The sequence below is a fragment of the Pseudomonas sp. RIT-PI-q genome, from assembly GCF_001297125.1.
Taxonomy (GTDB): Bacteria; Pseudomonadota; Gammaproteobacteria; order Pseudomonadales; family Pseudomonadaceae; genus Aquipseudomonas.
The window spans coordinates 12,206-35,847 of record NZ_LHPC01000046.1 but is presented as its reverse complement, the minus strand read 5'-3'; the positions used below and the strand labels follow the sequence as shown (position 1 = coordinate 35,847).

Below are 23,642 nucleotides of genomic sequence, written 5' to 3'. Positions count from 1 at the left end.
CGCGACTTCTCAGTACCTCGCATCCGCCGGAGGTGCCCAATGACCAACCCTCAAGACCTGAAAACCATCGGCCTCACCCCATTCTCCTACCACGACAACCAACCTCTATTCCGAATCAATCGGGGTGTCCCGATTATCCAGGCGCTCTACCACGCTTCGGATCTGCTCCACATCTCCAAATTGCTGGCGTCAGACGCCGCCATGATTCGCGAGTCTGATCGGCATGCCTGGGCGTCGCATTTTTTGCAGGATATGAGTAAGGCGATCATCGATGACGTGGTGAAGGTGCTCGACGCGGCGTGTAGCAGTGAGCCAGTAACGTCTTCGTGATTTAAATCGCACGCATGAAAAAGCCCCGAATAATCGGGGCTTTTTGCATTCTGGTTTGTACTCTGCGTACGACGTGAGGCGCTAACGTATCGCTGTTTTTCACTTTTTGCGACACGTCTTGAGAACATGTCGCCGCGGACGACATGTTATTGGAACGTGTTACCGAAATTGGATGTTGGCGACATGAGCACGAAAATCGCTTTTCGTAGGCGCTCGACTTGCCGGCGATAGCGGTCTTGAGGACGCCATCGCTGGCAAGCCAGGCTACTACAATGCGACGGTGCTTAACCGACGATCACGGTTTCTACGGTGATTTGTTTCAGAGCATAAAACGGTGCAAGCGCCGCCTCATCCGCCGTAGCACCCGTAATCAACCGCCACTCCCGCTCAATCGGCGTCCAATGCTGCTGCCTCGCACGCCCGAGTTTATCGGTGTCGGCAAGTACGACAATCTGCGCCGCCCGCTTGATGATGCATTCCTTCAAATACGCTTGCTGCGCACTCGCTTCACACAAACCAAATTCCGCGACCACGCCATCCGCGCCGAGGAAGGCTTTGTCGACGCTCAACCGGCTCAATGTCAGCTCCGCCAACGGTCCCAACGTGCTCATGCTCGAACCGCGCAAATCGCCGCCGATCAAGGTCAGGCGAATACCCGGCGCATTGGCCAGGGTCATCACCGCGAGCAGGTTGTTGGTGACCACGTGCACGTCTTGCCGCGAGCACAAATGATGAGCGAGTGCGGCGCAGGTGGTGCCGCCATCGAGCAGGACAGTATCGCCATCCTGGACGTGAGCCGCCGCCGCTTGGGCGATGGCATCTTTCTGCTCCCACTGCGAGGTCTTGCGTTCTTCCAGTGAAGCTTCCGGTTCATGAACGCCGACCACGGCGGTGGCGCCGCCGTAGGTGCGCACCAGGTGTCGCTGTTTGGCGAGCATGGTCAGGTCGCGTCGCACCGTGGCTTCCGAGACCCCGAGCGCCGCGCTCAATTGCTCGACGTTGGCATCGCCAATGCGTACGAGATCGAGGATGGCGCGGTGGCGTTCGGAGGCTTTCATGGCGGGTCTCGGGCTGTGGGCGGTGGTCGATCTTACACGACAGCGCCCGTGCGCCTCATCCCCGTCGCGTGGCAAGCTCCGCACCCTGGCGCAACGCTTCGAGCAGGCTGCGTTCATCGGCGATGCCCTTGCCGGCGATGTCGAACGCGGTGCCGTGATCGACCGATGTGCGGATCACGTCCAGGCCGACGGTCACGTTTACGCCCGCTTCAAGCCCCAGCACTTTGACCGGGCCGTGGCCCTGATCGTGATACATCGCGACCACCAGATCGAAGTCGCCGCGACCGGCACGGAAAAACAGCGTGTCGGCGGGCAGCGGGCCGGTGACATCTAGGCCGCGTTCCTGCAACAACTTCACCGCAGGAATGATTTTTTCTTCCTCTTCGCCATACCCGAACAAACCGTTTTCACCAGCATGCGGATTGATCCCGCACACGCCAATGCGCGGCTTGGCGATACCAGCCTTGATCAAAGTCGCGTTGCCACGTTCGATGGTGCGCTGGACCAGGCCCGGCTCGATCTTGCGGATCGCGTCGATAATGCCGATGTGAGTCGTGACGTGGATCACCCGCAGTTGCGGCGCCACCAGCATCATCGAGACTTCATCGACGTTGGTCAGGTGCGCGAGCATTTCGGTGTGGCCGGGGTACTTGTGGCCACCGGCGTGCAACGCTTCCTTGTTCAGCGGCGCGGTGCAGATCGCGTCGATCTGGCTGGCCTCGGCGAGTTGCACGGCACGGGCGATGTATTGATAGGCAGCGTCACCGGCGATGGGCGACAGCTCGCCGAACGGCAGGTCCTCGGGAATCAGATCGAGGTCGATGCAATCAATGGTGCCGGCCTCGTATTGCGCCTCGGAGGCGTCCTTGATGCGGCGCACTTTGGCGCTGCCACCGACGATGACATTGGCCTGCTCGAGGCGACGGGCATCGCCGATCACCAGCGGCCGGCATTGTTGGTAGACGATGTCGTGAGTCAGGCTCTTGACGATGATTTCCGGGCCGACACCTGTAGCGTCGCCCATGGTGATGCCGATGATGGGAAGGTAGTTGCTCATAATGTTCATTCGAGTCCTTGGATTCGTGGGCGTTTGGGCTGGGAGCGATCGGCGCTATCGCTCAAGTGTTGCCATGCCGCATACAACGCGTGATCGGTGCCGAACGCGCCTGCCTTGGTAACAATGCCGGGACGATGGCCCTGCCGGGAAACGGTCGGGCGGGCGTAGGCCACGCCGGCTTCGATTTCCGTCATCAGTTGCAGGCTGTCGATGCCGACAGTGGTCAATATGGCCCGCGCCGTCTCGCCGCCCGTGGCGATCAGACCGCCGACCTTGGCGAAGTGCGGTTCCACCAGCGCGGCCAGCAGGGTCGAGAGTTGCGCGCCCTCCTGGGGATCAAACGCCTCGTCGCGGCCGATGCGCAACAGCAGGTCGCTCCAGCCGTCCAGTTGCTCGCCGATACGCGCTTGCCAGAGCGCCCAATCGCTATGCGTCGTACCTTGGCGCAGGACTTCTGGCGGGATGACCAATTCACTGACCCCGCCACGCTCCTTGAGCAGTGCGCATTGGCGCTCGCAGACACCGGACAGGCTGCCCACCAGTATCAAAATCGGTGCCTGACTTTTTTCGATGGCGTCAGGTTCGATGGTTGTAACCCGTACTTCAGAGAAATCAGCAAGCCCGGCAATTTCTCGAGCCAGGCCACCCGAGCCGATCCAGAACAACGGCTGCTCCATCGACGCAGTCATCCGCGCCAACGTCAGCAAGTCATCTTCAGTTTGTGCATCGACGATCAACGCTTGCGTGCCGCTGCGGGCGACCTCGGCAATGCGGCTTGCGAGTGCACTTTCATTGCCGCGCAAGGTGTCGAGGTCAAGCTTCGCAGTAATCAGGCCGGCGTCGACGAGCATCGCTTCGACGTCGGCCGGGCGGTCGGCGTTTTCCAGTTTCCAGGTGTCGGTGGTTTCCAGCGGTTGGCCGTTCACAAACACCCGACCGCCGCGCAGCGTGCGCCCGGTGGCGGGGAACGCCGGGGCGACGATGGCCAGGCCCGCCAGCGGTTGCAGGGCAGCGACTTCCGCCGCCCAGTTGCCCCGTAAAGTCGAATCGATTTTCTTGTACAGCCGCTGCCCGGGTTGGTGCAGTGCCTTGAATGCGGCGACGGTGCGCTCGGCGGCATGCGCCGGTGAGAGGCGCCGGGTGTCGGTATCGGCGGCGATCACTTGCGCGGCGGCCTTGTCATTCAAGGGGTCCAGCGTGACCCCCGTTGGCAGCCCCGCCGTCGCAAAACCGATGGCGCAATCCGCCGCGCCCGACAGGTCGTCTGCGATGATCAGAATCCTCATCGCAAGGCCTCCTGCTTTTGCGGCTCGATCTCCGGGTCCGGTATGACGACGGGATTACGCTGCTGCACACGCTTGGCGACAGCGGCAGTAAGCAGCGGTGCGAGGATCGCAGTCACTACGACACACGCCGCTACCAGAATGGTCGCACTCTTGGCGGCTTCGGCGTACACCGGATTGGCCGCCGCGATCAGCGCGGGCACGGCGGCAGCGTTCCCCGCGGTGGTGGCCGCAGCAACACCGGCGACGCCAGTGCCACCGGTCAAACGGTCGGCGAAGAACAGCGGGATGCCGGTCAGCACAACCACCGCAACACCCATGCCGAGACCGAGCAAACCGGCCTGCCAGACGTTATGCAAATCCAGGCTGGCACCGAGTGCCAAGGCGAAGAACGGGATCATCACCGGAACAGCCTTGGCCAGAAAGTCGCGCATGTCACGGTCGAGATTGCCCAGCAGCATGCCGAGGGCCAGCGGCAGAATGCTGCCCACCAGCGTTGGCCATGGGAATGCCGACAGGCCGGCGATGCCCAGCGTCACCATCGTCAGAAAAGGACCGGACTCCAGCGACATGACCGAGTACGCGCCGACATCTTCGGAGCGACCGTATTGCCCCATCAGCGCCATGTACAAGCCGCCGTTGGTGTCGTTCATCGCAGCGACGACCGCCAGTGTCGATATGCCGGCGAAGAGACCCGAGGAAATCGGCTGCTCGCCCAGAAAGTGCCCAAGCACAATACCAATCAGCACGGCGATGCCGACCTTGGTCGCCAGCAGCGTTCCGCCCTTTTTGAGCAGGTAAGGCGTGGACTTGATGTTGATGCTCGCGCCCATGCAGACGTAGAACACCGCGAGGATGGGTAACGCCCCGGTGAACAGTGCATTGGTGAATGAGCCGAAAAATTTGGGCGTGTCGGGCAGGAAGGTTGCCACCAGCGAACCGATCAGCAGGGGCACGATCATCATGCCGCCCGGAATGCGTTCAATGGTGCGCTTGATAGGGATCTGGGCCACGAGGGTCTCCTTTTATAATTGTTGGGTAAGACGTGTTTCACCTCGAAACTGACTGAACCGATCATTCAATGATTATTTCAGTCAACTTTATCTTAGGGTATTGGTTTTATTTGCGCAAACCAATCATTCAAATGATCGTTTCGATCATTCTGGGTGGGTAATCTGCGAGTGGTACGCGACTCGAATCGTCCGGTGACGCAGGCTAGAGCCTTGCGGCGCGCATAAAAAAGCCCCGAACCAGTCGGGGCTTGTTTTACTCAGCCTTGAATCAGGCCTAGATGCTTTAACCGATCATCAGAAAATGTTGATTGGGTAATCCACGAACACACGCACTTCGTTGCCGCTGACGTTGTACTCGCTGGATTTCTGCGACACGCGCAGGATCGAGCTGCGCAGTTTCACGCTCAGGTCTTTGGCCGGGCCGCTTTGCACGACGTATTTGAACTGGTTGAAGATTTCGCGCTCAGTACCGCCTTCGCTGGTGGACGTGGTGATGTTGTCACCGCGCACGTAGGCGAAGTTGTAGCTCAGGCCTGGCACACCGAAGGTGCTGAAGTCGAGGCCGTAGCCCAGCTGCCAGCTGCGTTCGTCTTCGGCGTTGAAGTCGGACCAGTAGGAGTTGGACAGGTAGATGGTGTTGCCGCCGTCACCAATACGACCTTGATCCTTCTGGTAGCCGCCGTACGGGTAGCCCAGGTTGCTGTCGCCGGTGCTGCGCTGGTAGCCGAGGATGAACGAGTGCGGGCCGGTGGCGAAGGTGGCCGCCAGGCTCCAGATCTTGTTGTCATCGCCGGTGAGACCGTTATCGCGGACGTAGGAATCATCCAGCTTGGTGCGATAGCCGTTGAAGTCCAGGGTCAGGGACTGATCCTTGTCGATCGGGAACACGTAGTTGGCGTTCACGTATTGCTTCTTCAGCACGTCTTCGACGTCGGACGCGTACAGCGCAGCCTTGAACTGTTCGGTGAACTGGTAGCTACCGCCCAAGACGTTGATCGACTTCAAGCCGCCGCTGTCACGGCCTTCAGCGCTTTTGCGCGATTCGGCGGTGAAGCGACCGGCGTTCAGTTCCAGGCCTTTGATCTCCTTGGAGGTGATCAGGGTGCCGGTGTAGCTTTCCGGCAGCAGGCGCACGTTGTCGTAGCTCAATACCGGCAGCACCGGCATCTGGTCGCCGTAAGTCAGCGTGGTGCTGGACAGACGGAATTTGACGGCTGCGCCAGCCTTGGCCAGGTCATCTGCCGGTTCGCCGCTGGCGCCTTTTTTGAAAAAGTCGATGCCTTGCGCGCCGCTACGGTCTTCACTGCGCTCCAGATTGAGTGCATACAAGCCGAAAGCATCCACACCGACACCCACGGTGCCTTGGGTGAAGCCGGACGAGAACGTACCGATGGCCGCTTGGCCCCACTCGGATTTATCCGGGTTGCCGTCTTTGAAGTCGCGGTTCATGTAGGCGTTGCGCAGCAGCACTTTGAGGCTGCTGTCTTCAACAAATCCCTTGGATTCGGCCTGGTCGTTAGCCATGGCCTGTGTAGCGCTCAATATCCCCAGAGCGATCAGGCTGATTCGCTTGTTCAACATTTTATTTTTTTCCTTATTTCCGGTTGATACGCGCTGTGTCGAACGGCTGAAACGGCGCTATCGCACTCTTTTTTCACCCAAAACAAAAAGGCCCGCCCACGAGGAAATCGTGGCGGGCCTTTTTATTGTTTTATGAGTCATGGCGGTTAGCCACAGGCGTAGGACGGAATCGTAGCCGTGCCTTTAACGATGTGTCAATTTCATGAATCGTCTTTAAATAGGCGAAAATCGTCTAAGAAAATACTTGTTCAGTGGGCGCAGCCATTCAGGTCACAGGCTTGAATCGGAGAAGACACCTCGGTGGCTGGAAGCGCCTGGCTTAGCCACTCCGCGAACGCTTGCGGCTTGCCAAGCCACGGTCCGATGTCGATCAGGGTGAATTGACCGTCTTGTTCCAGGGCGAAGGTGGGGAAACCCTGGCCGCCGATTCTGGCCAAAAGAGCGCGGGCTTCCTTGATGTGGTCATCGGTGGCCGCTTGTTTAAAGGCTTTTTCGAACGTGGACGCATCCAGACCGATGTGTGCGGCGAGTTCGAACAGCACCGGTTCATCGGCGATGCGTCGACCCTCCATGTAGTGAGCACTCTGCAAACGACCCAGCAACTCCAGCCCGCGAGCAGCGATTTGTTCGGCGGCCAGCACGGCAGCAATCGGCGGTGCGGAGTCGAAAACCGCCGTGTCATCCCTCAGCAAACCTTCGAAATACGCTTCGCCAAATGGCTGGCCGGTGTACTCGGCAATGCGCCGGTCGTGGGGCATCACGTAATTGCGCAGCTGCGGCGAGACTGTCTGGCGGTTGGCGCCGCTCATCATGCCGCCGCCGTGGGCGATCACTGGCAACACGGTTTGGGCGGCGTGCACCAGCGGTTTTGCCCCGTAGCACCAGCCGCACAGCGGGTCGTAAATGTAGTGAAGGATCATCGGAAGACTCCGGCAAAGGTATAGGAAAACGGGATGCCGGCAGATTAGTCCTTCGCCTCTTACTGAAAAACGCTGGAATGGCTTTCAGTCTGTTTCGTGGATCGGTCGAATGGCCTCGCGGAACTTCTGTAACAGTCTCGACATAATTGGAAACAATCCAATTACGGTACTTCTCAAGAATAATTAACGGAAGTAAATAGCAAGCATTACCATTCGCACCCTCGAATTTATCCACCCTTTCGGATGCGCTTCAGATGCCTGCCCCCTTCCGCCTTACGCCCGCTACCCTTGGGCTTTCTGCATTTCTGTCTGCTGGTTTTACCTGCGCCGCGACCACCGTTTTACCCGAGACATCCATCAGCGCCGAAGCCGAAGCCGATGACCCACGCGTCAAGGAAACCAGCACCGCGACGCGCACCGCCACACCCGTGCGCTACGTGCCACAAGCCATCGACTCGATTAAAACCGCGAACGTCATGGATTACGGCACCAACGATCTGGGCACCGCGCTGAGCGGGATCCCCAACGTCAGCAGCGGCGCCGACACTCGTTTCGACAGCTTGCGCATCCGTGGTTTCGACGCCAGCAACGACTTCTACCTCGATGGCATTCGTGACGACAGCCAATACGTGCGCGACTTGCACAACATCGAACGCATCGAAGTCCTCAAGGGGCCGGCCGCCGTACTGTACGGTCGTGGCAGCCAGGGCGGGATCGTCAATCGGGTCAGTAAACTGCCGGAGTTCGGCCGTCGCTCGACCGTCGAAGCCCAAGGTGGCAGCGAAGATTTGCGCAGCCTTTACGCTGACCTGAGCACCGACCCGAGCGAAAACATCAGCTTGCGTCTGAACATGGGCAACATGGATGAAAACAGCTTCCGCGACGGCGTGAGCGGCAATCGTCAACTGTTCGCACCGTCGATGAGCTGGCAACTGGCGCCGGACCTGAACTGGCTGGTGCAGTACGAATACAGCCGTTACAACCGTACACCGGATCGCGGCATCCCCGGGGTCAACGGACGCCCGGCAGACGTAGGACGCGAGACGACCTACGGCAGCGAGCACGATTTCATCGACGACAAGTCGCAATCCCTGCGCTCGAAACTCAGCTACGAACTCAGCGACAACTGGCAGCTGCGCCATACCCTCGGCGTGTTCAAGCTCGACAGCGATTTCGACAACACCTATCAGACCGGCTACACCCCGGCGACCAACCAGGTCACGCGCCAACACTGGCAACAAGACCTGACCACCCGCAACGTCTACAACAACGTAGAGCTGGAAGGTGGTTTCGACACCTTCGGCCTGGAACATCGCCTGCTGACCGGCATCGAGATCGGTAGCCAGCGCCGCGATCCCACGTTGTACAACGCCGCCACTTCCGGGCCGGGCAGTTCACCGGTGCCGTCGCTGGACCTGAACAATCCGAATCGCGATCTGCGCCACACCGGACGCATGCAGGTGTCCAGTGACAACCACACCGAAGTCGAAAGCCGTGCGGTGTATGTGCAGGATCAACTGCGCCTGAACGATCAATGGCAACTGCTGGCCGGTCTGCGTTACGACACGTTCGACATCGAGTCGACCAACAAGCTGCGGGGCATTTCCGAAGACCGCGACAGCCACAGCACCAGCCCGCGTGTAGGACTGGTCTGGACGCCGCTGCAGAATCATTCCTTCTACGCCTCCTGGACCAAGACCTTTTCCCCGGTCGGCGGCGGCTTGATCGGCATCACCCCAGGCGCTGCCGGTAACAGCAATGACTTGAGTCCCGAGTTGACCAAGCAAAAAGAAATCGGCGTGAAGAGCGACTGGCTGGATGATCGCCTGAGCACAACGCTGGCGATCTACGAACTGGAACTCTACAACCGTCGCACCAGTGATCCGAACGATCCAACCGTGACCCTGCTCAGCGGCCTGCAACGTTCCCGCGGGACCGAGCTGACCGGCACCGGCAAGATTGCCGGCAACTGGTACGTGCGCGGTGGCGTGGGTGTGCAAGACGCAACCGTGGAAAAGGACAACAACGGCTTTGAAGGCAAACGCATCAGCGACGTGGCCAAGCGCAACGGCAGCCTGTTCCTGACCTGGAAACCGGAAATGGGCTGGTACGCCGAAACCGGCTTGACCCTGGTGGGTCAGCGTTACGCCGACAACCTCAACACCACCGTCCTGCCGGGCTATGGTCGTTGGGATGCACTGGCCGGGTTCCGGCAGAAGGATTGGGATTTGCGCGCGGCGCTGAACAACATCAGCGACAAGACCTATTACTCGTCGGCCACCAGTGCGGCGCAGATTCAACCGGGCGCCCCGCGTAGCCTGGTCGTGACGGGAACCTACAGCTTCTAAACACCGCCGATCGGTGCTAACCACAAATATGGGTTCACACCGATCACCTGTAGGAGCTGGCTTGCCAGCGAAGAGGCCATCAGCTTCAACATTGAGGCTGGATGACAAACCGCCTTCGCTGGCAAGCCAGCTCCTACAGAAGGTTTTCCACAAAATTTTCGCGCATAAATACCGCAAAACCCGTAGGAGCTGGCTTGCCAGCGAAGAGGCCATCAGCTTCAACATTGAGGCTGGGTGACAAACCGCCTTCGCTGGCAAGCCAGCTCCTACAGAAGGTTTTCCACAAAATTTTCGCGCATAAACACCGCAAAACCCGTAGGAGCTGGCTTGCTAGCGAAGAGGCCATCAGCTTCAACATTGAGGCTGGGTGACAAACCGCCTTCGCTGGCAAGCCAGCTCCTACAGAAGGTTTTCCACAAATTTTCGCGCATAAACACCGCAAAACCCGTAGGAGCTGGCTTGCCAGCGAAGAGGCCATCAGCTTCAACATTGAGGCTGGATGACAAACCGCCTTCGCTGGCAAGCCAGCTCCCACAGAAGGTTTTCCACAAAATTTTCGCGCATAAACACCGCAAAACCCGTAGGAGCTGGCTTGCCAGCGAAGAGGCCATCAGCTTCAACATTGAGGCTGGATGACAAACCGCCTTCGCTGGCAAGCCAGCTCCTACAGAAGGTTTTCCACAAAATTTTCGCGCATAAACACCGCAAAACCCGTAGGAGCTGGCTTGCCAGCGAAGAGGCCATCAGCTTCAACATCGAGGCTGGGTGATAAACCGCCTTCGCTGGCAAGCCAGCTCCTACAGAAGGTTTTCCACAAATTTTCGCGCATAAACACCGCAAAACCCGTAGGAGCTGGCTTGCCAGCGAAGAGGCTATCAGCTTCAACATTGAGGCTGGATGACAAACCGCCTTCGCTGGCAAGCCAGCTCCCACAGAAGGTTTTCCACAAAATTTTCGCGCATAAACACCGCAAAACCCGTAGGAGCTGGCTTGCCAGCGAAGAGGCCATCAGCTTCAACATTGAGGCTGGGTGATATGCCGCCTTCGCTGGCAAGCCAGCTCCTACAGGGGGGTGTTCGATAAAATATTCGCGCATAAAAAAAGCGCCGCCATCCCGGCAGCGCTTTATCAATCCGTTGTTTTTCTTCTTATCCTTCCATCACATCCCACAACGCTTCCAGCTCCGCCTCGCTGAATAGACCAGCGGGGTAACGCTCGATCATCGTCCGGCGCGGATCACTCTCTGTGATCGGACGCGTTCCTTTGGACTTCAACCAGTGCGCCAGGACCTGGAGCGATTCGCTGTTTACTGCCAGGGGATGCAACGCCCGCTCGCTCATTACATTCATTTCGGCGTTCATTTCCGCGCTCTCTCCTGGTACGTGAGCGGCTAACTTATCCAAGGTTTATGACAGAACATCGCAGTTCTCCCCCTCCCTGTTTTGCACCATGAGAGATACAAGAGCTGTGCCAAGGTGTCGCAACCGTCGACGAGCGGATACAAAAAAGCCCGCAGTCCTGCTGGGCTGCGGGCTTCTTGGTGGACGGTGAGGGAAAACCTTTGCCTGATCGATTTTGCAATCAACTCAAGCTGTTACAACCCCACTCACTCCTTGTGCGGTGCTGGCTGTTGTTGGGTAAGGCAGTGGATGTTGCCGCCGCCCAGTAACAGTTCGCGGCCCGGCACCATTACCACTTCATGCTGCGGGAACAGCGCCTGCAAAATCTCCTTGGCCGGACCGTCCAGCGGATCGTCGAAGCTCGGCGCGATGATGCCGCCGTTGACGATCAGGAAGTTCACGTAGGAACCGGCCAGACGCACGGTCGGATTTCGCTCCTGAGTGCCGTCCACCGGATCCACACCGGCGCATTCTTCTTCGGTCGCATACAGTGGCCCTGGAATCGGCATCTTGTGCACCGTGAATGGGCGACCCTTGGCGTCGGTGCTGCTTTCGAGCACTTTCATCGCCGCCTGGCAGCGCGGATAGTTCGGGTCTTGCGGATCATCGGTCCAGGCCAACAGCACTTCACCCGGGCGCACATAGCAGCAGAAGTTATCCACATGACCGTCGGTTTCGTCGTTGAACAAACCATCCGGCAGCCAGATGATTTTATCCACAGCCAAGTGGGCGCTGAGCACCGCCTCGATCTCTGCACGGTTCATGTGCGGATTGCGATTGCGGTTGAGCAGGCATTCCTCGGTGGTGATCAGCGTGCCTTCGCCATCGACGTGGATCGAACCGCCTTCGAGCACGAAACCTTCGGTGCGATAGCGCTGGCTGCGCTCGATCTCAAGGATCTTGCCGCCCACCTGCGAGTCACGGTTCCACGGCGAATACAGACCGCCGTCGAAACCGCCCCACGCGTTGAAATCCCAGTTCACACCACGGACTTCGCCACTGTTATTGATGACGAACGTCGGGCCGGTGTCCCGGACCCAAGCGTCATCGCTGGACATCTCGACGACGCGAATATTCGGCACATCGAGACGCGTACGGGCGTTTTCGTACTGGCCGGCGGAAACGGCCACGGTCACCGGTTCAAAACGGGCGATGGCCTTGGCCACCGCGACGTGCGCGGCTTGCGCCGGTTTGCCACCCAGGCGCCAGTTGTCCGGGCGCTCGGGCCAGATCATCCAGGCTTGTGTTTGGGGTGTCCACTCGGCTGGCATGTAGAAGCCATCGGCGCGAGGGGTGCTGTTCAAAGTGGTCATAGCAATCAGGACTCCAGGGAACCGTCGAGGGTTTTCAGCGCGCCGTACAGGTTCGGGCGACGATCGCGGAACGAGCCCCACGCGCTGCGAATGTGCTCCAGCTCGTCGAGGTCGAAACTGTGCACCAGAATACCTTCTTCGGTTTTATCGAGCTCCTGAACTTTGTCACCAAACTGATTGGCGATGAACGACGAGCCGTAGAAAGTGATGTCGTAGCCGTCCTGCTCTTCGTTGCCGATGCGGTTGCTGGCGATCAGCGGCATCAGGTTGGCGCCGGCATGGCCCTGTTGCACACGCTGCCAGTGGTCACAGGAAGAAATGGTTTTGTCATGTGGCTCGCTGCCGATGGCGGTCGGGTAGAACAGGATTTCCGCGCCGAGCAACGCCATGCTGCGGGCGCATTCCGGGAACCACTGATCCCAGCAGATGCCCACGCCGATTTTCGCGTAACGGGTGTTCCAGACTTTGAAGCCGGTGTCGCCCGGGTTGAAGTAGTACTTTTCGTGGTAGCCAGGGCCGTCCGGGATGTGGCTTTTACGATAAATCCCGAGGTTGCTGCCATCGGCATCGATGATCGCAATGCTGTTGAAACGCGCCCGGCCCGCCAGTTCGTAAAAGCTGATCGGCAGAACGACCTGCAGTTCCTTGGCGACTTTCTGGAAATGCTTGATGGCGACGTTGTCTTCAACCGTCGTGGCCAGTTGCAGGTAATCCGGGTTCGGCTTCTGGCAGAAGTACGGTGCCTCGAACAATTCCTGGATCAGGATGATCTGCGCGCCTTTGGCCGCAGCCTCACGGACCAGCTTTTCAGCGGTCTCGATGTTGGCTTCAAGGTCCCAGGAACAGGCCATCTGGGTAGCGGCGACGGTAACGATACGGCTCATGAATCATCTCCGGGTAAACGCTGGTGGGTCGAGTGTGGCCTCGACCGATGACAGAAAGAGGAAAGCAGGGCGTGGTGACTCACGCCGTGGGCATGGACGACTTTATAGCCGATAAAAATCGGCTTTTAAAGCGATATACATTCTTTCTGTCGGAAAATATGCGAATAAACCCGATAAGAATCGATATTTTTTGCGTATTTGATGACGCCTTCGCGGGCAAGCCTCGCTCCTACAGGTTCGAAGACGACCCGAATTTGTAGGAGCGAGGCTTGCCCGCGAAGGCGATATCAAACTTTACAAACCTTCGTGCAACACCTTCGAAAGCATGTCGACAAAGAAATCCACGCTCCGGCGCGAGGTGACCATCGGCGGTTTGATCTTGAGGACGTTCAGGTAATCGCCGGTCGGCTGCATGAAAATCCCCAACTCACGCAGGCGATCACACAGCGCCGTGGTTTCTTCGGTCGCCGGTTCCAGGGTTTCGCGGTTGCGGATCAGCTCGACGCCCAGATAGAAACCGGAACCATGCACCGCGCCCACCAGCGGATGACTATCGATCAGCGCTTCAAGCCGCTCCTTGAAATACCCGCCCACGACCTGGGCGTTTTCCCAGAGCTTTTCTTCTTCCATCACATCCAGCACCGCCATGCCGACCTGGCAGCTGACCGGACTGCCGCCGGCCGACGAGAAGAAGTAACCCTCAGCCTCCAGCGCTTCGGCGATTTCCCGACGCGTGATCACCGCGCCCAGCGGCTGACCGTTACCCATGCCCTTGGCCATGGTGATGATGTCCGGCACCACGCCTTGCTCTTCGAAGCCCCAGAAGAAATGGCCCATGCGCCCGTAACCGACCTGCACTTCGTCGGCAATACACACGCCGCCCTGGGCGCGGACCAGCGCATACACCTGTTTCAGATAGCCCGGTGGCAGCGAGATGCCGCCGGCGTTGCCATACACCGGCTCGCAGATGAAACCGGCCAGTTGGCGTTTCTGCTCGGCGATTTTCGCCAGGTTGTGTTCGACGCTGCGCACGTAGTCCGGCGCGCTGTCCCGACCGCGGAATTCACCGCGATAAGTGTTCGGCGCGGTGACCGGGTGCACCCAATCGGGACGGCTGCTCAAGGCTTTGGGGTTGTCGGCAATCGAGGTCGATACCGCGTCCGCGCCCACCGTCCAGCCATGATAGGCCTCGAGCACGCTGAGCATGTCGCGCCCGCCGCTGTAAGCCCACGCCAGACGGATCGCCAGATCATTGGCCTCGCTGCCGCTGTTGACCAGAAACACGCGGTCCATGGAATCCGGCGCCAGCTTCAGCAAGCGCTCGGAGAACTCGGCCACGGCGGCGTAGTTGAACCGCGAGTTGGTGTTGAGCAGCGACCACTGGCGGCTGGCGACTGCGGCCATGCGCGGGTGACCATGACCGAGCACCGCGACGTTGTTAAGCATGTCGAGGTAGGAACGGCCCTGCATGTCGATCAGGTGATTGCGCCAGCCGCGCTCGATGCGCGGCGGGTCGACGTAATAGTGTTTTTGCGTACGGGCGAAACTGGCGTCGCGACGGGCCAGCAAGGTCTGCGAATCGAGTTCTTCTTCCGCGTCGCAGGCCAGCCCCAGCAGCGTCGCCGGTGACGGGCACAATGCTTGCCAGGCGGCCGCGCGTGAAGGCGTGCAAAACAACGGCGCATTCAACGATGCGCCGCGACTCAGCTGCACGATCAGCGGCCCGCTGACCGAACCCAGCACCTGGCCTTTGACCAGCGCCGCGCCCGTATGCAACGACGGCGTCACGCCCCACAGCCGCACGCTCAATTGCGGGCCATCCAGTTGCAGCACGCCAGGCGCCGGCTGGTGGACAACGCCGGCAAAGGGCGACTCCACCGCCGTGCCATGGGGCACGCGCAACTCGACGTGCAATGGGCAAGTGTCGGGTTCGGTGGCGATGTCCGGCCGGGTGCGAGACAAGCGATATTGCCCATAACGACTGGCCGCCAGCCCGTGAGCCGTCGCAGCTTCGGATAACAAACGCTGATCGACGCCCTCCTGCTCCCAGTTTCCAGCCTCGAAATGCGCGCTGAGCACGCCCAGATCGATCAAGGCAAACTCACGGCCGACCAGGCTCGGCAACAGAGGCGCAAAACCTTCGCTGCCGATGCTCGGCAGGCTTTGGCCGACGGCAGTCAGAATCGCCGCTTCCATCAAGTCCAGGGGCACCGAAGTCGCCACGCGGAAAATTTCCCACTCGTGGGTGAGGTTGTCGCGGCTGTATTCGTTTCCTGGATCGATGCTGACCTGCTGTTCGCCACTGAGCACCAGCACCGCAGCGCGAGCGACGATCAGCGGCCACAGCGCCAGCAGTTCTTCATGGGTGAGCGGGTTGACCGCGTGATAAGCCTGGACCGCCGGCAAGATACAGAACGGATCGCCATCGGCGTGATGCAGCAACGCTGCGCAAGTTACCGACAAATCAGTAATACGCCAGGTGCGCACCAGATCGCCGAAATCGATCACGCCCTGCAATTGCCACTGACGTTGCGAATCGCGCTGCCACACCGCGTTATCGTCGGTGATGTCCATGTGAATGGCCTGCACCGGCAGCTTATCCACCAGTGGCTGCAAATGGCGCTCGGCCCGTTCCGCCGCATCGGCGATCAACCGGCGCTGCTGATCGTCCTTGATGACGGGCAGCAAATGCGCGATCAACGCGTTGGCATGGCGCGCATCCCATTGCAGGGTTCGCTCCAGCCCCGGATGGTCGAAACTGGCCAGGGCCAGGTCCATTTCGCCACACAGCCGACCGAAACCGGCCACCACGGAACGCGGCAGATGATCGAGGTGCGTGAGCGACGTGCCTTCGATGTAATCGAGCAGGCGCACATGCACCGCTTGGCCGTCGACGTCCAGGGACAGCAGGTCTGCGCCGCTTTTCGCCGGGATTACGCGCGGCACATGCACGCCGGGGTGTTCGCCCAAATGCTTGAGCCCGGCATGCTGGGCCAGCAGCTCCAGCGCCGAGTAATCGCCACGGCAGATTTTCAGGACAAAACGCCCTTGGTCGCTGTCGACGCGATAGTTGAGATCCTGCTGGCTGCCGAGGGCCTGCAAGCGTCCGCTCAACCCGTAATGCGCTTCGAGCAGCTCTAGTGCTTGCTCCGCAGACACCTGCGGGCTGGGCAAACTGGCGCGATGAATCAACGTGGCGAGCGGCATACAACGACCCCTGAAATTTTATTAGGCGCTTATATCGCCACTGCTTGGGGCGATACGCAACCCCCTTCCAAGGTCGACGACGATCAAATGTGGGAGCGAGCTTGCTCGCGAATGCGGTGTGTCATTCAACATACATGGCGACTGACCCGGCACCTTCGCGAGCAAGCTCGCTCCCACAGGGGATCTGTGGGGTGCTGGAGGGGCGTTAAACATTGCAAACCGTTATGCTCTTTCCTTCCACGTCTGCCACGGGCCTCTTGCCATGCGCATCCTCATCACCGGCGGCGCCGGTTTCATCGGTTCGGCACTGGTTCGCCATGTGATCGAGCACACCGATCATGAAGTGCTCAACCTGGACAAGCTGACCTACGCCGGCAATCTCGAATCCCTGAGCAGCATCGCCACCAACACCCGCTACGAGTTCGTGCAGGCAGACATTGTCGATCAGGCAACCGTCAGCAACGTGCTGGCGCGCTTTGAGCCCCACGCCATCCTGCATCTGGCGGCGGAGTCGCATGTCGACCGATCCATCGACGGGCCTTCGGATTTCATCCAGACCAACATCGTCGGCACTTACAGCCTGCTGGAAGCGACCCGCGCTTACTGGCAAACCCTGGCCGAGCCAGAGAAAAGCGCCTTGCGTTTTCATCACATTTCCACCGACGAGGTCTACGGCGATTTGCATGGCGTCGATGACCTGTTCACCGAAACCACGCCTTACGCGCCAAGCTCGCCGTATTCCGCCAGCAAGGCGGCGTCCGACCACCTGGTCCGCGCCTGGCATCGCACGTATGGCTTGCCGGTGCTGCTGACCAACTGCTCGAACAATTACGGGCCGTTCCATTTCCCCGAAAAGTTGATTCCACTGGTGATCCTCAATGCCCTCGCCGGCAAAGCGTTGCCGGTGTATGGCGATGGCCAGCAAGTGCGTGACTGGCTGTTTGTCGAAGATCATGCGCGGGCGCTGCTCAAAGTGCTGACCGAAGGTGCGGTCGGCGAGACCTACAACATCGGTGGGCACAACGAGCAGAAAAATATCGATGTCGTGCGCAGCATATGCGCGTTGCTGGAAGAACTGGCGCCGCAAAAACCTGAAGGCGTGAGCCATTTCACTGACCTGATCACCTTCGTCAAGGACCGCCCCGGCCACGATCTGCGTTACGCCATCGATGCCGGCAAGATCGAGCGCGATCTCGGCTGGGTTCCTGAAGAGACCTTCGAGTCCGGCCTGCGCAAGACCGTGCAGTGGTATCTCGATAATCTGGAGTGGTGCCACCGGGTGCAAGACGGCAGCTATCAAGGACAGCGGTTGGGCCACAGTGATTTCAAGGATTTGATTGCTTGAGCGTTTCCACCCTCAACACCTATTGCTGGAGAAAAACATGAATGTCGTCACCACCGACCTGCCTGGCGTTCTGATCATCGAACCCGAGGTGTTTGGTGATGAACGCGGTTTCTTCTATGAAAGCTTCAATGCCAAAGCTTTCAAAGTAGCGACTGGCCTGGCCACCGAGTTTGTTCAAGACAACCATTCCCGCTCGCAAAAAGGCGTGCTGCGCGGCCTGCATTACCAACTGCAAAACACCCAGGGCAAACTGGTTCGCGTGACGCTCGGCGAGGTGCTCGATGTGGCCGTGGACATCCGCCGCAGCTCGCCGCACTTCGGCCAATGGGTGGCGGTGCGTTTGTCTGCCGAGAATCGGCGCCAGCTCTGGGTCCCGCCAGGTTTTGCCCATGGTTACCGGGTGTTAAGCGATGTCGCCGAGGTCCTCTACAAAACTACCGACTACTACACGCCGACTGCCGAGCGCAGTCTTCGTTGGGACGACCCGGACCTGGCCATCGACTGGCAACTGGACAGCGCACCGCAATTATCGGCCAAGGATCAAGCCGCCCGCTTCTTGAAAGATGCCGACTTATTTTCCTGAAACGCTGTGTGAATCTTCAGCGCAATGCGCGCCCGCGCCAAGGTGCGCAGACTGCGCCCGCAAGCCTAGGCATAATGCGCCTGTACCCACAGGCGCTCGATGCTCATGACTCCGACCCTACCCCGCAGACCCCGCTGGCGCAGCCTGGCCCTGCTCGCGCTGTGCCTGGCGCCTTTGCTGTGGCCGCTGGAGCATCTGGCCGAGCGTTACTACCGCAGCGAACTGGCCGGGCAGAACCGTCAGACCCTCGACCTCTACGTCGCCAACTTGCTGGGCACCCTGCACCGTTATGAGGTATTACCGCAGATCCTCGGCGACCTGCCGGCCCTGCGCGCCGACCTGACCGCGCCGGACGACGGCGTGACGCAAGGAAACGCCAACCGCCTGCTGAAGAACATCAGCGCCCAGACCGGCGCCGCAGTCATGTACCTGATGGACACCACGGGCAAGACACTGGCGGCGTCCAACTGGGATAAACACGACAGCTTCGTCGGCCGCCATTTCGCCTTTCGTCCTTATTTCAGCGAAGCCATGGAAGGGCGCCTGGGGCGCTTCTTCGGCTTGGGCACGACATCGGCCAAACGCGGTTATTTCTTCGCGGCGGCGGTGCGCGATCGCGAAAAAGTCATCGGCGTGCTCGTGGTCAAGGTCGACCTGGACCACACCGAAAGCCTCTGGGGCAAAACCCCGGAACAGCTGTTGGTCACCGACCACAACGGCGTGGTCATTCTCACCTCGCGGCCGGAGGGGCGATGCCGCTCGACCCGTCCCTTGAGCGATGAAGAAAGCCAGGCCATCACCGCGATTCAACCCTACCCGACCCGCGATCCCAAGCCGCTGAACCTCAATCCAGACGCCTGGCTGCCCCAGACCCGGCAGATCGACGAAACCGGCTGGAGCGTCAGCCATCTTGCGCCCCGCACGCTGATCGACCGGCCGGTGCGTACGGTCGTTGCCATCGGCGGCGCGACGCTGCTGGGGGTGATGCTGTTGCTCGGCCTGATGATGCAGCGTCGCCGCCATTACCTCGAACGGATCGCCTTCGAAGCCAAGGCTCGTCGCGAACTGGAAGGGCGGGTGGCCGAGCGGACCAGCGATCTCGAAGGCCTCAACCGTCGACTGAAACAGGAAGTGCTGGAACGCGAACACGCGCAACAAGAGCTGGTGCGCGCCCAGGATGATCTGGTGCAGGCCGGCAAACTGTCGGCGTTGGGCACCATGTCGGCGAGCATCAGCCACGAACTCAATCAACCGCTGGCAGCGATCCGCAGCTACGCGGAAAACGCCGAAGTGCTGCTCGACCATCAACGCACCGACGATGCGCGAGGCAACCTCAAGTTGATCAGCGAATTGACCGGGCGCATGGCCTCGATCATTGCGCTTTTGCGCGCCTTTCCCCGCCGAGACCGCCACGCCCCGGAAAGCGTCGCCCTGCAACCGGCGCTGGACGATGCCCTGGCCTTGCTGGCCAAGCGCCGACGCAGCATGGAAGTCGAGTTGATCCGCGATTTGCCGGCCGCCACCTTGTGGGTCGAGGCCGGGGAAACCCGTCTGCGCCAGGTACTCGGCAATCTGCTGGCCAATGCCCTCGACGCCCTGACGGAAAAAGGCCCGCCGCGTAAACTCTGGCTGAGTGCCCAATCCACCGCCGATGGCGTCACCTTGTACATTCGCGACAACGGCCCAGGCTTTTGCATGGAAGCCCTTGGCCGCGCCAGCGAGCCCTTCTACACCACCAAGACCCGTACGCAGGGCCTTGGTTTGGGATTGGCCATCTGCGAAACCCTGATGCGCGCCTTCGGGGGTGAACTGTCGTTCTCCAACCACAAGGAAGGTGGCGCCCTGATTACCCTGAAGCTGCGCGCTGGCGCACCGGGTGTGAGCCTGCAACCGTCCGAGGACCGAAGTGCATGACCATCGATAACCGCATCCAGGTCGTGTTGATCGACGACGATCCGCACCTGCGCCAGGCCCTGAGCCAGACGCTCGACCTCGCCGGCCTGAAAATCCTGCCGCTGGCTGAGGCCAAGGGCCTGGCCGGGCAACTGGAGCGCGACTGGCCCGGTGTGGTGGTCAGCGACATCCGCATGCCGGGCATGGACGGTCTCGAACTGCTGACCGAACTCCACGCTCAGGACCCGGAGCTGCCGGTGCTGCTGATCACCGGTCACGGCGATGTGCCGCTGGCGGTGCAAGCCATGCGCGCCGGGGCTTATGACTTCCTGGAAAAACCCTTCGCCAGCGACGCCCTGCTCGACAGCGTGCGCCGCGCACTGGCCTTGCGCCGGCTGGTGCTGGACAACCGCAGCTTGCGTCTGGCCCTGAGCGATCGCAATGAGCTGAGCACGCGACTGGTCGGGCAATCGGCACCGATGCTGCGCCTGCGCGAACAAATCGGCGCACTGGCGGCGACCAAGGCCGACGTGCTGATCCTTGGCGAAACCGGTGCCGGCAAAGAAGTGGTGGCGCGGGCGCTGCACGATTTGTCGAACCGGCGTAACGGCCCGTTCGTGGCGATCAACGCCGGCGCTCTGGCCGAATCGGTGGTGGAAAGCGAACTGTTCGGTCACGAGCCAGGCGCCTTTACCGGCGCGCAGAAGCGCCGCATCGGCAAGTTTGAATTCGCCAACGGCGGCACGCTGTTCCTTGATGAAATCGAAAGCATGAGCCTGGATGTGCAGGTGAAATTGCTGCGCTTGCTGCAAGAGCGAGTGGTCGAGCGTCTAGGTGGCAATCAGTTGATCCCGCTGGACATCCGCATCATCGCCGCGACCAAGGAAGACCTGCGCCAGGCCGCCGATCAAGGGCGCTTTCGGGCCGACTTGTATTACCGCCTGAACGTCGCGCCGCTGCGCATTCCACCGCTGCGCGAGCGCGGCGAAGATGCGCTGATGCTGTTCCAGCATTTCGCCGACGAAGCCAGCGCTCGCCACGGTTTGCCGCCCCACGAGTTGCAACCGGGGCAACGCGCCCTGCTGCTGCGCCACACCTGGCCCGGCAACGTGCGCGAACTGCAGAACGCCGCCGAACGCTTCGCCCTGGGCCTGGAACTGGCCCTGGACAACAGTGCGCCGGACGGCGCAAGCGGAACGATGGTCGAGCTGGTGTCCGGCGGGCTCAGCGAGCAAGTGGAAAACTTCGAAAAGACCTTGATCGCTGCCGAGCTGGCGCGCTCGCACAGCTCCGTGCGCAGCCTCGCCGAAGCCCTCGGCATTCCGCGCAAGACTTTGCACGACAAGCTGCGCAAGCACGGGCTGAACTTCTCCGACAGCGGCGCCCACCACCCCACCGACGAACTCGATTGAGCTACCGTCAACCCATCATCTGCATGCAAGAGGCCCGTGAATGAACCGCTACAGTCGTCACCTGGAATCCGTCCTTCATCGCGACATTCCTCTCACGAAGGACATGGGCGTCAAGGTGCTCGACTGGCACGACCAGCAACTGCGCCTGTACTTGCCGCTGGAAGCCAACGTCAATCACAAGAGCACCATGTTCGGCGGCAGCCTGTATTGCGGCGCCGTGCTAGCGGGTTGGGGCTGGCTGCATTTGCGTTTGCGTGAGGAAGGCATCGAGGACGGGCACATCGTGATTCACGAGGGGCATATCAGCTATCCGCTGCCGGTGACCATGGATGGGACGGCTATTTGCCATGCGCCGAGTGCGGCGGTGTGGAAGAAGTTTTTGGCGACGTATGAGCGTTACGGCAGGGCGCGGTTGACGTTGCATACGCGGGTGGTGAATGCGGGGAGTGATGAGGATGCGGTGAAGTTTACCGGGCAGTATGTGTTGCATCGGTAAAGCAAAAGATCGCAGCCTCGTTTTACTCGACAGCTCCTACAGAGAAACGCGTCCCCCTGTGTAGGAGCTGTCGAGTAAAACGAGGCTGCGATCTTTTGATCTCTACGCCCGAGCCAGTTCCAACAACTTCTCCCGCCAAGCAGCCTTCGCCGGCAGCGCCAAAAAGAACTCATTCAGCAGCGATTCCCGCGCCGGATAACAAAACGGCTGACCGCTCAAATCCAGCACCTCACCACCCGCCCCTTCCAGCACACCTTGCGCAGCCGCCGTGTCCCACTGCGAAGTCGGCGCCAGCCGTGGATAACAATCCGCCGCCCCTTCCGCCAGCAAACAGAACTTCAGCGAACTGCCGATGTTGGCCAAATGCAGCTCACCCAGACTGTCGCTCAGCCCGGCCAACAAACGCTCCTGCTCAGGGCTGGAATGCCGACGACTGGCCACCACCGTGAACGCCTCGCCCGCCGCCGGCACGTCGCGCACCTGAATCGGCAACGGCTGCGCGTCTTTATCGCCACGCCACGCACCCAGACCGGCGCCACCGACGTAGAAACGCCCATTGGTCGGCATCGATACCACGCCAAACACCACGCGCCCCTGCTCGATCAGCGCAATGTTGACGGTGAATTCTTCACTGCCAGAGATGAACTCCTTGGTCCCGTCCAGCGGGTCCACCAGCCACCAACGCTGCCACCCGGCGCGCACGCTCTGGGGAATATTGGCGTCTTCTTCGGACAGCACCGGAATGCTTGGGTCCAGCGCTGTCAGCCCGGCCAGAATCAAGTGGTGAGCGGCCAGGTCTGCTGCGGTCACCGGCGAATCATCCGCCTTGGCGGTCACCGCCGTGCCGGTGCGCCAGAACGGCAGGATCGCGTCGCCAGCCTTCAAGGCCAGTTCAACCACTGGCGCCATCAACGGATGAGGGAAATTCATGGCTGGAACACCCCACGCTGCGTCAGCAGGTCACGGGCCAGGTACAGCGCCGCCAAGGCACGGCCCTCGGTGAATCGCGGGTTCTGCGCCAGCGCCGACAGTTCACGCAGGTTGATCTTGTCTACGCCCATCGGCTCGGGCTCGTCGCCTTCAAGGCGCTCTTCGTACAGATCGGTGGCCAATACCACTTGGATTTTCTGGCTCATGTAACCGGGCGACAACGACAACTCGGTCAGATGCTCCAATTGCCGCGCGCCATACCCGGCCTCTTCCTTGAGTTCACGCTCGGCCGCCGCCAGCACGTCCTCGCCCGGCTCGATCAGGCCTTTGGGCAGGGACAGTTCGTATTCATCGGTGCCACCGCAATACTCTTCGACCAGCACCGCGTGGTCGGCATCGAGCATCGCCACGATCATCACCGCGCCATACCCGGCGCCTTTGCCGACCAATCGCTCGTAAGTGCGCTCCACGCCATTGGAAAAGCGCAGCTTCAGCTCTTCGACGCAGAATAAACGGCTGGTGGCGACGATCTCGCGGGCGAGTATGGTGGGTTTCTGGCGCATGAGCGGCTCCTTGGCGATAGCGGGTT

The 23,642-nt window shown here is 60.4% G+C and carries 21 protein-coding genes; 7 read left to right on the top strand and 14 right to left on the bottom strand.

Features of this window, described 5'->3' with window-relative positions:
* Nucleotides 1-39: 39 nt before the first annotated feature.
* Complete coding sequence (locus AEQ67_RS24540; protein WP_059406384.1) at nucleotides 40-330, top strand: DUF3077 domain-containing protein; 291 nt, start codon at nucleotides 40-42, stop codon at nucleotides 328-330.
* 284 nt (nucleotides 331-614) lie between these two features.
* On the opposite strand, the gene AEQ67_RS24535 is transcribed toward AEQ67_RS24540, so the two are convergent.
* The 6 genes from AEQ67_RS24535 to AEQ67_RS24510 all read right to left on the bottom strand — a co-directional run bounded on the left by AEQ67_RS24535 (nucleotide 615) and on the right by AEQ67_RS24510 (nucleotide 7,242).
* A complete protein-coding gene (locus tag AEQ67_RS24535; RefSeq protein WP_059406383.1) occupies nucleotides 615-1,388 on the bottom strand; it encodes a DeoR/GlpR family DNA-binding transcription regulator in 774 nt (257 codons plus the stop codon).
* Nucleotides 1,389-1,443: 55 nt separating this feature from the next.
* Nucleotides 1,444-2,445: a 4-hydroxythreonine-4-phosphate dehydrogenase PdxA gene (pdxA, locus tag AEQ67_RS24530; RefSeq protein ID WP_059406469.1), complete on the bottom strand. Its 1,002-nt coding sequence runs from the start codon at nucleotides 2,443-2,445 to the stop codon at nucleotides 1,444-1,446.
* Nucleotides 2,446-2,450: 5 nt separating this feature from the next.
* Complete coding sequence (locus AEQ67_RS24525) at nucleotides 2,451-3,731, bottom strand: four-carbon acid sugar kinase family protein (protein ID WP_059406382.1); 1,281 nt, start codon at nucleotides 3,729-3,731, stop codon at nucleotides 2,451-2,453.
* Complete coding sequence (locus tag AEQ67_RS24520) at nucleotides 3,728-4,741, bottom strand: 2-keto-3-deoxygluconate permease (RefSeq protein ID WP_059406381.1); 1,014 nt, start codon at nucleotides 4,739-4,741, stop codon at nucleotides 3,728-3,730. Before AEQ67_RS24520 ends, AEQ67_RS24525 begins: the two co-directional genes overlap by 4 nt.
* Before the next feature lie 294 nt (nucleotides 4,742-5,035).
* On the bottom strand, nucleotides 5,036-6,322 hold the full coding sequence (locus AEQ67_RS24515) for an OprD family porin (RefSeq protein ID WP_059406380.1): 1,287 nt from the start codon (nucleotides 6,320-6,322) through the stop codon (nucleotides 5,036-5,038).
* A gap of 248 nt (nucleotides 6,323-6,570) precedes the next feature.
* Complete coding sequence (locus tag AEQ67_RS24510; protein ID WP_059406379.1) at nucleotides 6,571-7,242, bottom strand: DsbA family protein; 672 nt, start codon at nucleotides 7,240-7,242, stop codon at nucleotides 6,571-6,573.
* A gap of 254 nt (nucleotides 7,243-7,496) precedes the next feature.
* Here AEQ67_RS24510 and AEQ67_RS24505 point away from each other — a divergent pair, with 254 nt between their 5' ends.
* Entirely contained in the window at nucleotides 7,497-9,590 is a 2,094-nt protein-coding gene (locus tag AEQ67_RS24505; protein WP_059406378.1) for a TonB-dependent receptor, read from the top strand.
* 266 nt (nucleotides 9,591-9,856) lie between these two features.
* Here AEQ67_RS24505 and AEQ67_RS24500 read toward each other — a convergent pair whose 3' ends face one another.
* The 6 genes from AEQ67_RS24500 to AEQ67_RS24470 all read right to left on the bottom strand — a co-directional run bounded on the left by AEQ67_RS24500 (nucleotide 9,857) and on the right by AEQ67_RS24470 (nucleotide 16,394).
* Complete coding sequence (locus AEQ67_RS24500) at nucleotides 9,857-10,201, bottom strand: hypothetical protein (protein ID WP_152974906.1); 345 nt, start codon at nucleotides 10,199-10,201, stop codon at nucleotides 9,857-9,859.
* Nucleotides 10,202-10,254: 53 nt separating this feature from the next.
* Complete coding sequence (locus AEQ67_RS24495; protein WP_152974905.1) at nucleotides 10,255-10,686, bottom strand: hypothetical protein; 432 nt, start codon at nucleotides 10,684-10,686, stop codon at nucleotides 10,255-10,257.
* A gap of 52 nt (nucleotides 10,687-10,738) precedes the next feature.
* Nucleotides 10,739-10,951: a hypothetical protein gene (locus tag AEQ67_RS24490; protein WP_059406375.1), complete on the bottom strand. Its 213-nt coding sequence runs from the start codon at nucleotides 10,949-10,951 to the stop codon at nucleotides 10,739-10,741.
* 245 nt (nucleotides 10,952-11,196) lie between these two features.
* Nucleotides 11,197-12,303 carry an agmatine deiminase gene (gene aguA / locus AEQ67_RS24485; protein ID WP_059406374.1) on the bottom strand — a complete coding sequence of 369 codons (1,107 nt, stop codon included), beginning with the start codon at nucleotides 12,301-12,303 and terminating at the stop codon, nucleotides 11,197-11,199.
* 5 nt (nucleotides 12,304-12,308) lie between these two features.
* On the bottom strand, nucleotides 12,309-13,187 hold the full coding sequence (gene aguB, locus AEQ67_RS24480) for an N-carbamoylputrescine amidase (protein ID WP_059406373.1): 879 nt from the start codon (nucleotides 13,185-13,187) through the stop codon (nucleotides 12,309-12,311).
* A gap of 294 nt (nucleotides 13,188-13,481) precedes the next feature.
* Nucleotides 13,482-16,394: an aminotransferase gene (locus AEQ67_RS24470; protein WP_059406371.1), complete on the bottom strand. Its 2,913-nt coding sequence runs from the start codon at nucleotides 16,392-16,394 to the stop codon at nucleotides 13,482-13,484.
* A gap of 262 nt (nucleotides 16,395-16,656) precedes the next feature.
* On the opposite strand from AEQ67_RS24470, the gene rfbB reads away from it, so the two are divergent.
* The 5 genes from rfbB to AEQ67_RS24445 all read left to right on the top strand — a co-directional run bounded on the left by rfbB (nucleotide 16,657) and on the right by AEQ67_RS24445 (nucleotide 22,123).
* The gene (rfbB, locus tag AEQ67_RS24465) at nucleotides 16,657-17,739 is read left to right on the top strand and encodes a dTDP-glucose 4,6-dehydratase (protein WP_059406370.1); all 1,083 of its coding nucleotides are present in this window, start codon (nucleotides 16,657-16,659) and stop codon (nucleotides 17,737-17,739) included.
* Between the two features lie 37 nt (nucleotides 17,740-17,776).
* Nucleotides 17,777-18,322 carry a dTDP-4-dehydrorhamnose 3,5-epimerase gene (gene rfbC, locus AEQ67_RS24460; protein WP_059406369.1) on the top strand — a complete coding sequence of 182 codons (546 nt, stop codon included), beginning with the start codon at nucleotides 17,777-17,779 and terminating at the stop codon, nucleotides 18,320-18,322.
* Nucleotides 18,323-18,427: 105 nt separating this feature from the next.
* Entirely contained in the window at nucleotides 18,428-20,236 is a 1,809-nt protein-coding gene (locus tag AEQ67_RS24455; protein WP_059406468.1) for a sensor histidine kinase, read from the top strand.
* Nucleotides 20,233-21,627, top strand: coding sequence for a sigma-54-dependent transcriptional regulator (locus AEQ67_RS24450; RefSeq protein ID WP_059406368.1), 1,395 nt, complete (start codon nucleotides 20,233-20,235; stop codon nucleotides 21,625-21,627). The genes AEQ67_RS24455 and AEQ67_RS24450 overlap by 4 nt, the downstream gene beginning before the upstream one ends.
* Nucleotides 21,628-21,667: 40 nt before the next feature.
* On the top strand, nucleotides 21,668-22,123 hold the full coding sequence (locus tag AEQ67_RS24445; protein ID WP_059406367.1) for a thioesterase domain-containing protein: 456 nt from the start codon (nucleotides 21,668-21,670) through the stop codon (nucleotides 22,121-22,123).
* Nucleotides 22,124-22,225: 102 nt separating this feature from the next.
* On the opposite strand, the gene cysQ is transcribed toward AEQ67_RS24445, so the two are convergent.
* On the bottom strand, nucleotides 22,226-23,053 hold the full coding sequence (cysQ, locus tag AEQ67_RS24440) for a 3'(2'),5'-bisphosphate nucleotidase CysQ (protein WP_059406366.1): 828 nt from the start codon (nucleotides 23,051-23,053) through the stop codon (nucleotides 22,226-22,228).
* The gene (gene nudE / locus AEQ67_RS24435) at nucleotides 23,050-23,616 is read right to left on the bottom strand and encodes an ADP compounds hydrolase NudE (protein WP_059406365.1); all 567 of its coding nucleotides are present in this window, start codon (nucleotides 23,614-23,616) and stop codon (nucleotides 23,050-23,052) included. The genes cysQ and nudE overlap by 4 nt, the downstream gene beginning before the upstream one ends.
* Between the last annotated feature and the right edge of the window lie 26 nt (nucleotides 23,617-23,642).

What these genes read in the sequence shown, in the direction of transcription:
- aguA (WP_059406374.1), bottom strand. Translation starts at nt 12,303, where the DNA reads ATGACCACTTTGAACAGCACCCCTCGCGCCGATGGCTTCTACATGCCA.
- AEQ67_RS24500 (WP_152974906.1), bottom strand. Translation starts at nt 10,201, where the DNA reads ATGGCCTCTTCGCTGGCAAGCCAGCTCCTACGGGTTTTGCGGTGTTTA.
- AEQ67_RS24515 (WP_059406380.1), bottom strand. Translation starts at nt 6,322, where the DNA reads ATGTTGAACAAGCGAATCAGCCTGATCGCTCTGGGGATATTGAGCGCT.
- AEQ67_RS24445 (WP_059406367.1), top strand. Translation starts at nt 21,668, where the DNA reads ATGAACCGCTACAGTCGTCACCTGGAATCCGTCCTTCATCGCGACATT.
- aguB (WP_059406373.1), bottom strand. Translation starts at nt 13,187, where the DNA reads ATGAGCCGTATCGTTACCGTCGCCGCTACCCAGATGGCCTGTTCCTGG.
- AEQ67_RS24490 (WP_059406375.1), bottom strand. Translation starts at nt 10,951, where the DNA reads ATGAACGCCGAAATGAATGTAATGAGCGAGCGGGCGTTGCATCCCCTG.
- AEQ67_RS24525 (WP_059406382.1), bottom strand. Translation starts at nt 3,731, where the DNA reads ATGAGGATTCTGATCATCGCAGACGACCTGTCGGGCGCGGCGGATTGC.
- AEQ67_RS24510 (WP_059406379.1), bottom strand. Translation starts at nt 7,242, where the DNA reads ATGATCCTTCACTACATTTACGACCCGCTGTGCGGCTGGTGCTACGGG.
- AEQ67_RS24505 (WP_059406378.1), top strand. Translation starts at nt 7,497, where the DNA reads ATGCCTGCCCCCTTCCGCCTTACGCCCGCTACCCTTGGGCTTTCTGCA.
- pdxA (WP_059406469.1), bottom strand. Translation starts at nt 2,445, where the DNA reads ATGAGCAACTACCTTCCCATCATCGGCATCACCATGGGCGACGCTACA.
- AEQ67_RS24540 (WP_059406384.1), top strand. Translation starts at nt 40, where the DNA reads ATGACCAACCCTCAAGACCTGAAAACCATCGGCCTCACCCCATTCTCC.
- AEQ67_RS24535 (WP_059406383.1), bottom strand. Translation starts at nt 1,388, where the DNA reads ATGAAAGCCTCCGAACGCCACCGCGCCATCCTCGATCTCGTACGCATT.
- AEQ67_RS24470 (WP_059406371.1), bottom strand. Translation starts at nt 16,394, where the DNA reads ATGCCGCTCGCCACGTTGATTCATCGCGCCAGTTTGCCCAGCCCGCAG.
- rfbC (WP_059406369.1), top strand. Translation starts at nt 17,777, where the DNA reads ATGAATGTCGTCACCACCGACCTGCCTGGCGTTCTGATCATCGAACCC.
- cysQ (WP_059406366.1), bottom strand. Translation starts at nt 23,053, where the DNA reads ATGAATTTCCCTCATCCGTTGATGGCGCCAGTGGTTGAACTGGCCTTG.
- rfbB (WP_059406370.1), top strand. Translation starts at nt 16,657, where the DNA reads ATGCGCATCCTCATCACCGGCGGCGCCGGTTTCATCGGTTCGGCACTG.
- AEQ67_RS24455 (WP_059406468.1), top strand. Translation starts at nt 18,428, where the DNA reads ATGACTCCGACCCTACCCCGCAGACCCCGCTGGCGCAGCCTGGCCCTG.
- AEQ67_RS24495 (WP_152974905.1), bottom strand. Translation starts at nt 10,686, where the DNA reads ATGCGCGAATATTTTATCGAACACCCCCCTGTAGGAGCTGGCTTGCCA.
- AEQ67_RS24450 (WP_059406368.1), top strand. Translation starts at nt 20,233, where the DNA reads ATGACCATCGATAACCGCATCCAGGTCGTGTTGATCGACGACGATCCG.
- nudE (WP_059406365.1), bottom strand. Translation starts at nt 23,616, where the DNA reads ATGCGCCAGAAACCCACCATACTCGCCCGCGAGATCGTCGCCACCAGC.